The sequence below is a fragment of the Methylobacterium sp. WCS2018Hpa-22 genome (assembly GCF_031843785.1).
Classification (GTDB): Bacteria; Pseudomonadota; Alphaproteobacteria; order Rhizobiales; family Beijerinckiaceae; genus Methylobacterium.
This window is the reverse complement of record NZ_JAVTJA010000010.1, coordinates 137,721-151,704: the sequence shown is the minus strand read 5'-3', so window position 1 is coordinate 151,704 and position 13,984 is coordinate 137,721. Positions and strand designations below refer to the sequence as shown.

The following is a 13,984-nucleotide window of genomic DNA, read 5'->3' as shown; positions in this document are numbered from 1 at the left end:
GGAGCGCCCGCCCCATGTCGATCGCCTTCCCCACCCCCGATCCCGATATTCTCGCTCGCCGCGAAACGATCATCGCCGGCCTGCGCCCCCTCGTCGCGGCGGAGGCCCTGATCGTGACCGAGGATGAGCGCCGTGCCTTCGAGACCGATGGGCTGACGGCCTACCGCAAGATGCCACTCGCGGTGGTCCTGCCCTCGACCACGGCCGAGGTCTCTGCCGTGATGGCCTATTGCCACGCCAACGGCGTGCGGGTGGTGGCGCGCGGCGCCGGCACCTCCCTCGCCGGCGGAGCGATCGCCCAGGAAGACGCGATCATCCTCGGTGTCGCCAAGATGACCCGCGTCCTGGACGTTGATTTCGAGAACCGGGTGGCCAGGGTCGAATCGGGCCTCACCAACCTCGCCATCTCGGGGGCGGTCAGCCATGAAGGGTTCTTCTACGCGCCGGACCCGTCGAGCCAGCTCGCCTGCACTATTGCCGGCAACATCGCGATGAATTCGGGCGGCGCGCATTGCCTGAAATACGGCGTGACCACCAACAACCTCCTCGGTGTCACCCTGGTGATGAGCGACGGCACCGTGGCAGAGATCGGCGGCGCACATCTCGACAGCGCCGGCTACGATCTCCTCGGCCTGATCTGCGGCTCGGAAGGACAGCTCGGCATCGTCACCGAAGCGACGGTGAGGATCCTGCGCGCGGCCGAGGGCGCGCGCCCGGCCCTGGTCGGCTTCTCCTCGGTGGAGGATGCGGGCGCCTGCACCGCCGCGATCATCGCCGCCGGCATCATCCCGGTAGCCATGGAATACATGGACCGTGAGGCGATCCTCATCACCGAGGATTTCGCGCAGGCCGGATATCCGCGTGACGCCGAAGCGATGCTGATCATCGAGGTCGAAGGATCGGACGAGGAATGCGAGGCGATGCTGGCCCGGATCGAGGCGATCGCCCGCGACTACCGGCCGACCAGCATCAGGGTCTCGAAATCCGAAGCCGAGAGCGCCGCGATCTGGAAGGGACGCAAATCCGCCTTCGGTGCCACGGGCCGCATCTCGGATTACATCTGCATGGACGGCACGATTCCCACCGGGCAATTGCCGCTGGTGCTGGAGCGCATCGGCGCGATCTGCGCCGACAAGGGTCTTCGCGTCGCCAACGTCTTCCATGCTGGCGACGGCAACCTGCATCCCCTCATCCTGTTCGACATCAACAAGCCGGGCGAGTTGCAGAAGGCAGAGGCCGCCGGCGACGAGATCCTCAAGCTCTGCGTGGAGGTCGGCGGCTGCCTCACCGGGGAGCACGGCGTCGGCATCGAGAAGCGCGAGCTCATGCGCTTCCAGTATGCGCAGGTCGACCTCGACCAGCAGATGCGGGTCCGCAATGTGTTCGACCCGAAATGGCTGATGAACCCCGCCAAGGTGTTCCCGCTGGAGGGGCGCCTCACCGCTTGAGGCCAGCGCGCCGCGCAACGCAGTTTCTCGCCATCCCGCCGAACCAGGCCCGGAACGCTAAGCTCCGGGCCGGTGTTTCCTCCCAGCAAAATCGTGGAGGATGATCATGCGCATCGTTGCAACGCTCTCGGCCCTGGCGCTGCTCACTGTGGCAAGCACGGGAGCGGCTGAAGCCAAAGGCTGCATCAAAGGCGCGATCATCGGTGGCCTCGCCGGGCATTACCTCGCCGAGCGCGGCGTGGTGGGCGCGGTCGCGGGCTGCATCGGCGGTCGCTATCTCGCCAATCGCCGCGCCAAGCAGCAGCGCGAGATCGAGTACGGATCGCGGGTGCAGCAGCGTGGAGCCGGCTACGCACCGAACCAGGCCTATCCGCGCCGGTCCTACAATTACTGAGATCGATAAGATCGAGGCGGGCCGCCGACGGGGCTACCCGTTCCGCCGGCCCGCTTCGGCCTATGCGTTCGTCCTCACGGCGATCCAGAGCACGTGACGGCGGCCGCCGGGATGGGCGGGATAGCGGTGCTCTTCGACATCGAAGCCGAAGCGCCGGAGCCGCTTCTTGAACCGGCGGTCCGGCCCACCGGACCAGACGGCCAGGATTCCCCCCTCCCGCAGCGCGTAATGTGCCCGTTTGAGACCCCAGCCATCGTAGAGCCGGTCGTTCTCCCGGCGCGTCAGCCCCTTGGGGCCATTGTCGACGTCGAGGAGAATGGCATCGAACCGAGCCTGTCCCGACTGGATGAGGCGGTTCACATCGGCCTCGACCAGGGTCACGCGCGGATCGTCGAGGCTGCCGGTGAAAAGATGCGCAAGCGGTCCGTTCGCCCAGGCGATGACCGCCGGCATCAGTTCGGCCACGACGATTTCCGCCTTGGGGCCGAGAGCGTCGAGGGCCGCACGCAGGGTGAACCCCATGCCGAGCCCGCCGATCAAGATCTTCGGCGCCGGATTTCCCTCGAGCCGCGCGCAGGTGACCGTGGCCAGGGCCCGCTCCGAATCGCGGTGCCGGTCGTTCATCAGTTCGGCGCTGCCGACCATGATCGAGTAGGCGTCGTCATAGCGGACGAGCCGCATCGTCTCGACGCTGCCCGGAATCGCCGCGCTGGCGATGGGAATCGCGGAATCCATCGATGGGGCGACCTTCAGGGAAGACTTCAAGCTTCGACGCCGAACGCGTCGCAGCGGAAGGCCCCGTAATCTCCGCGCGCCAGCCGCTCGGCTAGAGCGGGCAGGAACAGGGCCGCCTCGTCGGCGAGACGCCAGGGCGGATTGATGACGATGAGGCCGTTGCCATTGAGGCGGTTCGGATACGGCTCCGAGATCATCAGGTCGATACGCAGGGCGGGCCGGGAGAGCGAACGGTCCAGTTCCGCCACCATGCGGTCGATGAGGCCGACATCCTTGATCGGATACCAGCCGAGATAGATGCCCGTCGGCCATTTCGCGACGGCCTTGGCCAGAGCCGCGCCAAGCCGGTCGACCTCGCCGAGTTCTTCGTAAGGCGGGTCGATCAACACGACTCCGCGCCGCTCGGGGGGCGGGATCAGCGCGTTGAGGGCGGTCCACCCGTCGAGATGCATCACCTTGGTGCGCGGATCCTGGTTGTAGCGCTCGCGCAGGAGCTCGGCATCGGCCGGGTGCAACTCGACGAAGACGCCCTGGTCGCTGGGCCGTAGGAATTCGCGGATGATCGCCGGAGAGCCGGGATAGATAGTCGCCCCGTGGCGTGCCTGGGTGGCGGCGACCGCCTCGCGATAGGGGCCGAACAGCGCCTCCACCTCTTCGGGGAAGGGGGTATCGAGACGGCCCCAGCCGTCATGCCACTCGCCTGTCCGCCCGGCCTCGTCGCCGGTCAGGTCATAGAAACCGAGGCCCGCATGGGTGTCGATGGCGCGAAAGCCCGTGGGCTTGGCCTGGAGATGATGGAGCACGCGCGTCAGCACGAGGTGCTTGAGCACGTCGGCGAAGTTGCCGGCGTGGAAGGCGTGCCTGTAATTCATGGGCGCAGGTTCCTGGCCTCACCGGCTCGCGTCGACGGCGATTTCGCCCGCACGGCAATTCTGCCGCGCCACTTCGGGGCAGGGCGTGAAGCCGCGCAGGTCCTTGGTGAAGCAGACCCGCACCTCCTGCAACTCTCCCCGGGTGCAGGTGACCGACATCATATCAGGACGAAGCCCGCGATTGGCCGCGACGAACTGACGGGCGATGTCGACGGGAGCGATGCGGGTATCGGAATCGGGCTTGGCGAAGGTGGCCGGGATCGTCACGGCCTGCCGCGCCTGGGCGGTAGCCTTGAAATACGACATCGGGTCGAGGCCCGAGCAGGTGCCGTGCTTGCGCCATTCGTGGCGGGCCAGCCCCTCGCTCGGAAAAACTTCACCTGCCACGTCCATGGCCTGGCGGGTGGGAGAGCGTTCCACGGAAGAGCAGTCGGACGGGTAGCCCCGCGTATATTGCGGCCATAGCCCATGGACGACGAAGCCGAGGCGGCGACCCGGCCGGCACTGGCCGTCGGCGTCACGCCGCCCGGCCGTTTCGCAATAGGTCGGCGACCAGGACAGGGCCAGCACGTAGAAATCGAACTCGCCGGGCGTGCCGCCACGTCCGTAGCCCTGGGCCTGCGCGGTTCCGGCGAACGCCGTCAGGAAGAGTACGGCGAGCGCCGAGGCACGTCTCACGGACGGGCTTCGCGGCAGGCCGTGGCGTAGGCATAGGCGAGGTTGCGGTCGAGGCCGTGGACGCAGAACTCGACCCCCCAGCTTGCGCCGATCAGGCCGAGACCCTCGCGCACGGAGTAATCGACCTTGCGCTTGATGCCGTCCGAGGTGGTCGCCACCGCGCTGCAGAACCGGCGGGGATAGGTGTCGAGCCCCCAGGGGCGCCACGCGGTCCGCTCGATCCGGTCATAGCCCACGATGGTGAGGCTCGAGTTCCAGAACTTCGCCTCCTTCTCGGCGAACTGGCTCGACACCTTCTCCAGAACCGAGGAATCCTGGCAGCCGGGGATGTCGCCATCGAACGGGAACTCACGCTCCTCGGCGGGGGTGATCTCCTCGCGGCCCGAGCGGGCGAAGGCAGGTTGCAGGCTGCCCGCGAGGGCGAGGCCGAGGGCAAGGGCGGTGACGAGGGAATTCGGGCGCATGCCGGCGTCTTTTCGCTGGAGTCCGTTCATTCCGGGACGATGGCGTCTCGTCGAGCGGTGTCAAGCGGAAGGGCCGTGGCGGTGTCGCTTTCGCTCCGGCCTGGGGCAGCCGGAACACAGTCCGGCCCTCAGTAGATCGGGTCCGAGAGGCCGGGCGCGGCGAGGGAGAGCGGTTCGGCCGAGAATCCCGGCGCGGGTTCGTCATAGGTGGGTGCCGCCGCGAGACGGGACGTCTGCGGGCGCGGCGCCGGACGGGTCACCGGTGTGGAGGCATAGGCCGAGGGCGCGCGGGCGGACGGCGCGGCAGCGGAGAGGGCAGGGGAGGGCGCGCGGGCGACCTGCGGGCTCGTCCGCGCCGGGTGCCGGTTCGAGGACATCGGCGTCACGCCGTAGGGATCGTCCTCCTCGATATCGACGGGGGCCTGCGGCGCGGCGGGCTGGCGCTCCACCGGGCGAGGCCGCGAGACCGGCCGGGGCACGCCGTCCGCACCGAGCTGCGGCGTGAATTTCAGCAGCGGCTGGCAGATACGCTTCAGGCCGCGCGGATCGTGCCGGGCGAGATCCACGTGGATATGGTCGTAATGGAAGACGTTGGAGCCGGGGGCGAGCACGGTGGAGAAGCGCGCGCAGGCACCGATGAAGACCTCGCGCAGGAAGCCCTGCTCGGCCTCGGTGCCGCGCCAGCCGCCCTTCACGGTGATGACGTAGCCGTCGGCGAGCTTGAACGACATGATGTCGACGGCATTGCCGAACGAATGCTCCGAGAGCTTGGCCCCGGCCTGGTTGTTGCGTCCACGGCAGGCATAGGAGCCCGCGTTGATCTCCGCCACGGGCTGGCCGAAATACAGGTTAGCGGCGGGCTGGATCGTGTCGGCCAGCCATGCCTCGGCCTCAGCCAGGGCCGGGCAGGCCAGCGTCATCCGCTGTTTCAGGACGACCGAGCCCTTGCCGAGACGGGTAATACGGTAAGGCTGCAGCATACCGCAGACACCCGGGCCGGCGATCTCCTTCACCGGCGTCACGAATTCGGTGGTCTCCACCAGCCGCTTGGCGTTGCAGGCCTGTTCGGTCTGGTCGCGCCAAGGCTCACGGCTCTCGAACGGGCTGCGTCCACAGCCGGTGAGACCTGCGCCAATGAGGCCGAGAACGGAAAACGCGAGTACGCTACGCCACATATCGGAACAATGGGCAGCTTTTCGTAAAGCGTTCGTCAACGATGCGGAGCGATCGCACCCCTGTGGAGGATTGTGGATGACGAAGGAGGCTGCGTCGCAGACAGCCTCGGGCGGCCCCTCGACCGCGCCCTCCACCCACGCTATCGCAGCCTCACCGATGACCCCGCCGACGGCACCGATGCGTCCCTGGAAACAGGCTGTGGCCCGGGCCTTCGACGGGGCAGACCATTACGATGCCGCCGGAATCATCCAGGCGGAGGTCGCTGGACGGCTGGCGCAACGCATCGCCCTCCTGCCCCTCGCCCCATCGCCACGCATTCTCGAGATCGGCTGCGGCACCGCCTTCCTCACGCAGGCCGTCCTCGCTCGTGTGAAGCCCGGCCTGATGGTCGCCTCCGATCTGGCACCCGCCATGATCCGGCGGGGGCGTGAGCGCATGCAGCATCGGCCCGACCTGACCTTTCTCGTCATGGACGGAGAGCGGCCCTGCCTGGCGCCGGGCTTCGACCTGATCTGTTCGAGCTTGGCGGCGCAATGGTTCGAGGATCTGGAGGGCACGCTCGGCCGCCTCGCCGGTCTGCTGGCACCCGGCGGATTCCTCGCGGTGACGACCCTGGCGTCCGGCACATTCCGCGAATGGCACGCGGCACATGAGGCCGTCGGCCATCGCCCCGCCACGCCGTCCTATCCGACGGCGAAGGCCCTGGCCCGACTACAATTTGCCGGCTGCACGAGTAACTTGTTCCTGGAGCCGGTCGTCGAGAAGCACGCGGACGGCCGGGCCTTCCTCCGCTCGCTTCGCGCCATCGGGGCGGGAACGCCGGGCACCGTCCGTCCCCTCTCGCCCGGCGCATTGCGGACGGTCATCCGACAGTTCGAAAGGGGAGGGGGGGCGATCACCTACGAGGTCGCCACCTTGGAGATCCGGCGCGATCCCTGACATGGAAACGGCGGGGCTCTCGCCCCGCCGCACAGCGTTCCGGTCTTGGTGAAAGATCCGACCTACGAGGCCAGTAAGACGCTCGCGGTGCCGACGATCGTCCAGATCAGGCCGCCCGCGAAGGCACCGATCATGGCGTAGGAAAAGCCCTTCAGAACCATGTTCGTCCCTCTCGTCTCAAACGATCAGCAGCGGTTTCCGCCAGAGGTCTGACCGTATTGCTGGACCGGGAAGTTCTGCTGGTTGGCATTGCCTTCGGCGGCCGAGCTCATCGGGCAGCCCAGATAGGCGGGCGGGCGGCTGACCTCCCTGAGGGAGCCGGTCTCAGTGACATCATAGGGCGAGAACGAGGTGTAGCGCGAGGGGCGCTCGAACGCCGTTGCAGAAGAGATCGAAGCAGCGCCAAGCACAAGAGCGGTAGCGACGGCGGCGATACGGTTCATCATGGCGTTTAATAAGTTCCTTTACAGTGCAGACCAGATGTTTGGCCCGCTTCGCTCTGTATGAAACTGATATAGGAAGTCTTTTTCCTTCATGACGTGTCACGGCACACGAACCATGCGGGATTAAGTGACGAGCCTGCCGATGGGATCGGGCCGGATACGATTCAGCGCGCAACGGCGTAGAGCCGGGGCCCGGAGGCCTCGCTCACCGTCCCGGCCGAGATCCAGTTGAGACCGCTCGCCCCGGAGCCGGCAAGGAGATCGCGGAAATCCTCCGAGATGGCGATCGGGAGGTCCACGGCCTTGGCCCGCGCCTCGATGCGCGCGAGGGTGTTCATCGCCGGGCCGAGCACGGTGAATTCTGCGCGATGACCGTCGTCGAACACGCCGACGAGGACGTCGCCGGCATGAAGCGCGATGGTGACGCGCAACGAGGGAAGGCCTTTCTCCGCAAGGCGCCGGTTGAGAGCCGCCAGCCGCAGCTGGACCGCCTCGGCACAGGTGAAGGCCGCGCGCGCCTGCGCCTGGGGAGGGCCGACGAGGAACTGCGCCAGCACACCGTCGCCGATATACTTGTCGATGATGCCGCCGCGTTCTGTCACGGCCCGATGCGTCAGGGCGCGCATCTCCATGAGGACCTCCACCACCTGCTGGGGAGGCCGTGTCCGCGTCAGGGCCGAGAAGCCGCGGATGTCGAGGGCGAACAGGCAGGCATGACGTTCCTGGACTTCGCCCGGGCCGCCGCCCTGCGCCAGATCCTCGGCGACGGCGGCCGGGACGAACCGGGTGAGAATCAGGCGCTCTCGCTCCAGCCGGAACGTCGCCGCCACCGCCCAGGTCAGCCGTCGCACACCGTCGAGGACCACGAGGCTGGCGACCATGAAGGTGAGAAGCCCTGGAACTTCCTCGTCGAGGGTGACGTGCGGTCCGAGATGATGGCTCTCGGGCGAGAGATAGACGAACAGGATGGCGCCGCCCCACCCCGCCGTCACCAGACCGGCGAAGAGGCAGGTGTGCCAGACGCGCATGGTGAGCGCGGTCTGCAACAGGATCAGGAAGGCCGGGATCCGGCTGACCGCGGCGGCTGCCTCCTCCGTGTCGGCGGCGCCCAGAAACATGTGCTCGACGAGGACGTAGATCGCGACGCTGGCATTGAGGAGGGTCGAGCCCCAGCCGAGCCACCCTCGGCTCGGGCCCACGGGGATGCCGGTACCCGGTGCCGTTCGCAGGCTGAGCAGCGCCAGGAGGATCGAAGCCCCGGCATAGACGGACAGGACGATCCAGTGTCCCAGACCGTGAATCGATCCGTCATAGGTCTGCGCGGTGACGAGCAGGACCAGGACGATGAGCAGCTGCAGGGCGAAGGACCGGCCGCTCGATGCCTGCTGCAAATGCATGATCGTCGGCGAACGCGACTCTTCCGCTCGAGTCCGGTCTCGATCCCCAAATCTCAATAGGATGTCTCCTCCTGCGCCATCGGCCGCCCCTCATGCCGGATGTCGTCCATGCAGGCCATCGGTGGAGATTGCCGCATGCCGGGCAGCGGCAGCCGAACCCTCGCTTAGCTGGAGGGCGTCCGGATCGCCCTATGTCGGGTCGGACGACGCTCCGTCGCCGCGCCGCAGGAGGAACACTCCCTGCGCGCCGAACAGGTTCCAGACCCACCACGGCATGGAGATCCGCATCGGCCGGCCGCGCGCGTCGAGCGCAGTGGCCTTCTCGATCTCGGCCCCCACGGTCCGGCATAGGCCGACGAAGTCGCGGATGGTGCAATGGTGGATGTTCTGGGTCTCGTACCACTCCTCCGGCATCAGCTCGGTCACCGGCATCCGGCCCCGGAAGGCCAGTTCCGACCGGACCCGCCAATGGCCGAAATTCGGGAACGAGATCACCACCTGCCGGCCGATCCGCAGCAGGTGTTCCAAGACGATGCGCGGGTTGCGCGTCGCCTGGATGGTCTGGGACAGGACCACCACGTCGAAGGCGTCGTCGGGGTAATTGGCGAGATCGGTGTCGGCGTCGCCCTGGATCACCGGCAGGCCGCGCGCGAGGCAGGCGTTGACGCCCTCGCGGGAGAGCTCGATGCCGCGCCCGTCGACGCCGCGCCGGTCGCGCAGCAGCGCCAGGAGCGTGCCGTCGCCGCAGCCGATATCGAGGACGCGGGCGCTGGGCGGCACGAGGCCGAGCACGACGAGGTGGTCGACGCGGGCGCCGTCGCTGCGCGGCAGCGTGTCGGTCGTACTCCAGGGGGCGGGGGCCACGCGACTCACCGACGTCACAAGCCCCTTGCCCGGGCGGCGGCGTCGATGAAGCCCTTGGCGGCGTTGAACATCACCGGCTCGTCGAGGAGGAAGGCGTCGTGCCCCTTGTCGCTCTCGACCTCGACGAAGGCGACCGAGGCCGAGGCCGCGTTCAGCGCATGCACGATGGCGCGGGAATCCGCCGTGGGAAACAGCCAGTCGGAAGTGAAGGACATCACGCAGAACCGCGTCCTGGTGTTCCGGAAGGCGTTGGCGAGCACCCCGCCATGATCGGCCGCGAGATCGAAGTAATCCATGGCGCGGGTCAGGTAGAGGTAGGCGTTGGCGTCGAACCGCTCGACGAAGCTCAGGCCCTGGTGGCGCAGGTAGCTCTCGATCTGGAAATCGGCGTTGAACGAGAAGGTCGGCGCGGACCCGCCCTGGAAGCGGCGGCCGAACTTTCGGTGCAGGGCCGGCTCGGAGAGGTAGGTGATATGCGCGCCCATCCGCGCCACCCCGAGTCCCTTGGCGGGGCGCGTGCCGGCTTCGAGGTAACGTCCTTCCGCCCAGGCGGGGTCGGCCATGATCGCCTGACGGCCGACCTCGTGGAAGGCGATGTTCTGGGCCGAGTGGCGGGCGCCGGTGGCGATGGGAAGCGCCGAGAAGACCCGGTCCGGGTAGAGGGCCGCCCATTGCAGCACCTGCATGCCGCCCATGGATCCGCCGACGCAGAGGAACAGGTCGCGGATGCCGAGCCGGTCGAGGAGCATCGCCTGGCCCCGCACCATGTCGCGGATCGTCACCAGCGGAAAATCGAGGCCGTAGGGCTTGCCCGTTGCGGGATCGGTGGAGGCCGGCCCCGTGGAGCCCATGCAGGAGCCGATCACGTTCGAGCAGATGACGAAGTAGCGATCGGTGTCCACGGGCTTGCCCGGTCCCACCAGTGTCTCCCACCAGCCGGGCTTTCCCGTCACCGGGTGGGTATGGGCGAAATGCTGGTCCCCGGTGAGCGCATGGCAGATGAGCACCGCGTTCGACCGGTCGGCATTGAGGGTGCCGGCGGTCTGGTAGGCGATCCGGAACGGCGCAAGATCGACGCCGGCATCCATCGCCAGGGGTTCGTCGAGCCCGAACAGGGCCACCGGGCTTCGCGGGTCGCGGGAGAGCGGCGCATCCGCCGGGATGCCGTCCGGCCGGGTATTGCCGTCGTCGGGCTTTGCGAGACTATCGAGCGACATGGTCATCAGGCGTCTTCGCGCGTCATTCGCCGATTTGCTTCCGCGGAGATGCGAAGAAACAGCCGGGTGCCGCTCCATCGACGTTTCGCGAAGGTCCATTCCCATCGGTGCCCGACGAAGCCGGGTAGCGATGGGCGTAATGTGCGTATGCACGGGCGTCAACGAAAGGGGCCGCGCGCGAGAAGGTCACAACCGGTGCTCTGGTCCTCGGGCTTCGGGAAACGTAGACACGATCGGCCGTCTCCCTCATGCGGGGTCGGCAAGATCCACACCCGATCCATACCCGCCGCCGGACGCGACAGCCCGCATGCGCTTCACCACGAGACCCGCACCGCCCCTCGACAACCTCGCCGAGCTGCGCGCCGAGATCGACCGGATCGACGCGGAGATGCATGCCCTGCTGATCCAGCGCGGCTCGATCATCGACCGGCTCATCGCGGTCAAGCGCACCTCGGCCAGCGGCTCCGCCTTCCGGCCCGGCCGCGAGGCTTCGATGATGCGGCGCGTGGCCGAGCGCCATCGCGGGCTCCTCCCCCTCGACACCGTGGAGGGGATATGGCGGGTCATCATCGCCACCTTCACCTGGGTCCAGGCCCCGTTCAGCGTTCATGCGGACGTGTCCGGCGGCGACGCACCGATGCGCGACTCGGCGCGATTCCATTTCGGATTCACGGTGCCCTACCGGCCGCATCCCACCTGCGCGGCGGTGGTCGAGGCCGTGGCCGCCTCGCGCGGCGATCTCGGCATCTTTCGCCTCGACCCCGAAGGTTCCGCACCGCCGAGCCCGGAGGCGCCGTGGTGGGAGGGTCTCGTCGGTGAAGGCCGGCCCAAGGTGATCGCGCGCCTGCCCTTCATCGAGCGGCCGACCCATCCCGCCGGAACCCCGGTCTTCGTAGTGGCCAACCCCCTCGACGATCCGGCCGCGGCCCAGCGCGACTGGGTGCTCCACGCGGTCCGGCTGGAGAGCTGGACGCCCGAAAGCGCCCGCGCCGTGCAGGGCCTCTACGGCGAGGTGGTGGCGCGCGCCACGGCAGCGGACGGGCACCGCCTTCTTCTCGCCGTACCGGGCGGGGTCGGCGGCCGGCAATTACGCGAGGTTCTAGAACGGGCCGGTGCGAGCGTGGAAAGCCTCGACGAAATCGGCAGCCACGCCGCCCGGTTCCGGGTGTGACGCAGGGCAGGCGAGGGCCGGTTCTCTCGTCAAGGCGGGCAAGCTGCGTTAGACGGGCAGCCTGAACTCCAGCCGGCCCGCGCTCATGTCCTCCGCTCCCTCCGTGTCCCGTCCCGTCCCCCGCCCCGGCATCCTCGCCATCGAGGCCTATGTGCCCGGCAAGAGCGGCGCCCCCGGCGCGGTGAAGGTCCATAAGCTCTCCTCGAACGAGACGCCCCTCGGCCCGAGCCCGCTGGCCATCGAGGCGATGCGCGAAGAAGCGTTCCGCCTCGCCCTCTATCCGGACGGAAATTCCACACGCCTGCGCGAGGCCATCGCCTTCCGCTACGGGCTCGATCCCGCCCGCATCGTCTGCGGCGCCGGATCGGACGAGCTCCTCTCCTTCCTCGCCTACGCCTATCTCTCGGAGGGCGACGAGGGGATCTTCACCGAGCACGGATTCCTGGTCTACCGCATTGCCATCCTGGCCGCCGGCGGCACGCCCGTGGTGGTGCCCGAGCGCGATCTTCACGCCGATGTCGACGCGATCCTCGCCGCCGTCACGCCGCGCACGAAGATCGTCTACCTCGCCAATCCCAACAACCCGACCGGCACCTACCTGCCCTTCGCCGAAATCCGGCGCCTGCATGCGGGCCTACCGCCGAACGTCCTCCTCGTCCTCGACGGGGCCTATGCCGAGTACGTGCGGACGAACGATTACAGCGCCGGCCTCGAACTCGTTCTCGAGTCCGAAAACGTGGTGATGACCCGCACCTTCTCGAAGATCCACGGCCTCGCGGCCCTGCGGATCGGCTGGATGGTAGGCCCGGCGGGGGTGATCGATGCAGTGAATCGCATTCGCGGCCCGTTCAACCTGTCGGGCAGCGCCATCGCGGCCGGGGCGGCGGCCATCGCCGACGAGGCGCATGTGGCGGCGGCGGTCGCTCATAATGAGACGTGGCTCGCCTGGATGACCGAGGTCGTGTCCTCGCTCGGCCTCGTGGTCACCCCGAGCGTCGCGAATTTCATCCTCGTCCATTTCCCCGACGAGCCGAATCGCAGCGCGGCGGAGGCCGATGCCTATCTCAGCGCACGCGGGGTGATCGTCCGACGGGTTACCTCCTACGGGCTGCCGAACGCGCTGCGCGTCACCATCGGCAGCGAAGAGGCGAACCAGGCCTTCGTCACGGCACTGACCGCCTTCGTGAAGGATGGCATCCGTGCCTGAGGCGAACCCCGTCTGCGAACGCCTCGCCATCGTCGGCCTCGGCTTGATCGGCTCGTCCATCGCGCGAGGGGCACGGCAATACGGGCTGGCGCGGAGCATCGTCGCCATCGACCGCGACCCGGCGGTGATCGAGCGTGTGCGGGCCCTCGGCCTCGCCGACGAGGCGACGGGGGAGGCCGAAGCCATTGCCGGCGCAGACCTCGTCATCCTGTGCGTGCCGGTGGGGGCGGTGGGCGCCGTCGCCGAGGCGATGGCGCCGCATCTGAAACCCGGTGCCATCCTGTCCGATGTCGGTTCGGTGAAAGCCTCGGTGGTCGCCGCCGTCTCGCCCCATCTGCCGGACGGCGTTCGTTTCGTGCCGGCCCATCCCGTGGCGGGCACCGAATATTCCGGGCCCGATGCCGGCTTCTCGACCCTGTTCTCGGGTCGCTGGTGCATCCTCACCCCGCCGGAGGGCACCGACGAGGCCGCCACGGCGCAGGTCCAGGCCTTCTGGGAGGGGCTCGGCGCCATCGTCGAGAGCATGACGCCGGAGCATCACGACCTCGTCCTGGCCATCACCAGCCACGTGCCGCATCTCATCGCCTACAACATCGTCGGCACCGCCGCCGATCTGGAAGCCGTGACGCAATCGGAGGTCATCAAGTTCTCAGCCGGCGGGTTTCGCGACTTCACCCGCATCGCCGCCTCCGACCCGACCATGTGGCGGGACGTGTTCCTCACCAACAAGGACGCGGTGCTGGAGATGCTCGGCCGTTTCAACGAGGATCTCTCGGCCCTCGCCCGCGCCATCCGCTGGGGTGACGGCGACGCGCTGTTCGACCTGTTCACCCGCACCCGCGCCATTCGCCGGGGCATCGTCGCCCTCGGGCAGGAGACCGCGGAAGCGGATTTCGGCCGCAGCCGCACCCCGCCGGAACCGGCGAAGGACGAACCGGTCAACGAACGGTAGGGTTCATCCGGCCGAGGCAAGCGCTGC

At 68.2% G+C, this 13,984-nt stretch carries 15 protein-coding genes; 6 read left to right on the top strand and 9 right to left on the bottom strand.

Annotated elements, in window-relative coordinates:
- Positions 1-14 precede the first annotated feature (14 nt).
- Complete coding sequence (locus tag RQI43_RS15085) at positions 15-1,448, top strand: FAD-linked oxidase C-terminal domain-containing protein (RefSeq protein ID WP_311275663.1); 1,434 nt, start codon at positions 15-17, stop codon at positions 1,446-1,448.
- Positions 1,449-1,554: 106 nt separating this feature from the next.
- Positions 1,555-1,842, top strand: a complete 288-nt coding sequence (locus RQI43_RS15080) for a hypothetical protein (protein WP_026176297.1) — start codon at positions 1,555-1,557, stop codon at positions 1,840-1,842.
- A 60-nt stretch (positions 1,843-1,902) separates the two neighbouring features.
- Here RQI43_RS15080 and RQI43_RS15075 read toward each other — a convergent pair whose 3' ends face one another.
- From RQI43_RS15075 to RQI43_RS15055, 5 genes are all read right to left on the bottom strand, one after another.
- Complete coding sequence (locus RQI43_RS15075) at positions 1,903-2,523, bottom strand: spermidine synthase (protein ID WP_405030634.1); 621 nt, start codon at positions 2,521-2,523, stop codon at positions 1,903-1,905.
- Between the two features lie 80 nt (positions 2,524-2,603).
- Complete coding sequence (locus RQI43_RS15070; RefSeq protein ID WP_311275662.1) at positions 2,604-3,449, bottom strand: 23S rRNA (adenine(2030)-N(6))-methyltransferase RlmJ; 846 nt, start codon at positions 3,447-3,449, stop codon at positions 2,604-2,606.
- 18 nt (positions 3,450-3,467) lie between these two features.
- Entirely contained in the window at positions 3,468-4,127 is a 660-nt protein-coding gene (locus RQI43_RS15065) for a ribonuclease T2 (protein ID WP_311275661.1), read from the bottom strand.
- On the bottom strand, positions 4,124-4,591 hold the full coding sequence (locus RQI43_RS15060; RefSeq protein WP_056423373.1) for a hypothetical protein: 468 nt from the start codon (positions 4,589-4,591) through the stop codon (positions 4,124-4,126). Before RQI43_RS15060 ends, RQI43_RS15065 begins: the two co-directional genes overlap by 4 nt.
- Before the next feature lie 128 nt (positions 4,592-4,719).
- Positions 4,720-5,766 (bottom strand): extensin family protein, encoded by a 1,047-nt coding sequence (locus RQI43_RS15055; protein ID WP_311275660.1) that lies wholly within the window; start codon positions 5,764-5,766, stop codon positions 4,720-4,722.
- Positions 5,767-5,842: 76 nt separating this feature from the next.
- Between RQI43_RS15055 and RQI43_RS15050 the strand changes: the two genes are divergently transcribed.
- On the top strand, positions 5,843-6,706 hold the full coding sequence (locus RQI43_RS15050; protein WP_311275659.1) for a methyltransferase domain-containing protein: 864 nt from the start codon (positions 5,843-5,845) through the stop codon (positions 6,704-6,706).
- 185 nt (positions 6,707-6,891) lie between these two features.
- On the opposite strand, the gene RQI43_RS15045 is transcribed toward RQI43_RS15050, so the two are convergent.
- From RQI43_RS15045 to RQI43_RS15030, 4 genes are all read right to left on the bottom strand, one after another.
- Positions 6,892-7,152: a hypothetical protein gene (locus tag RQI43_RS15045; RefSeq protein ID WP_311275658.1), complete on the bottom strand. Its 261-nt coding sequence runs from the start codon at positions 7,150-7,152 to the stop codon at positions 6,892-6,894.
- A gap of 161 nt (positions 7,153-7,313) precedes the next feature.
- Positions 7,314-8,546, bottom strand: coding sequence for an adenylate/guanylate cyclase domain-containing protein (locus RQI43_RS15040; RefSeq protein ID WP_311275657.1), 1,233 nt, complete (start codon positions 8,544-8,546; stop codon positions 7,314-7,316).
- 189 nt (positions 8,547-8,735) lie between these two features.
- Positions 8,736-9,419 carry a methionine biosynthesis protein MetW gene (metW, locus tag RQI43_RS15035; RefSeq protein ID WP_056423365.1) on the bottom strand — a complete coding sequence of 228 codons (684 nt, stop codon included), beginning with the start codon at positions 9,417-9,419 and terminating at the stop codon, positions 8,736-8,738.
- 5 nt (positions 9,420-9,424) lie between these two features.
- Positions 9,425-10,633, bottom strand: a complete 1,209-nt coding sequence (locus RQI43_RS15030) for a homoserine O-acetyltransferase (RefSeq protein WP_056423362.1) — start codon at positions 10,631-10,633, stop codon at positions 9,425-9,427.
- 301 nt (positions 10,634-10,934) lie between these two features.
- On the opposite strand from RQI43_RS15030, the gene RQI43_RS15025 reads away from it, so the two are divergent.
- From RQI43_RS15025 to RQI43_RS15015, 3 genes are all read left to right on the top strand, one after another.
- Complete coding sequence (locus RQI43_RS15025; protein ID WP_311275656.1) at positions 10,935-11,798, top strand: chorismate mutase; 864 nt, start codon at positions 10,935-10,937, stop codon at positions 11,796-11,798.
- A gap of 85 nt (positions 11,799-11,883) precedes the next feature.
- Positions 11,884-13,005, top strand: coding sequence for a histidinol-phosphate transaminase (locus tag RQI43_RS15020; protein ID WP_311275655.1), 1,122 nt, complete (start codon positions 11,884-11,886; stop codon positions 13,003-13,005).
- A complete protein-coding gene (locus tag RQI43_RS15015; RefSeq protein ID WP_311275654.1) occupies positions 12,998-13,957 on the top strand; it encodes a prephenate/arogenate dehydrogenase family protein in 960 nt (319 codons plus the stop codon). Before RQI43_RS15020 ends, RQI43_RS15015 begins: the two co-directional genes overlap by 8 nt.
- Positions 13,958-13,984: the final 27 nt, after the last annotated feature.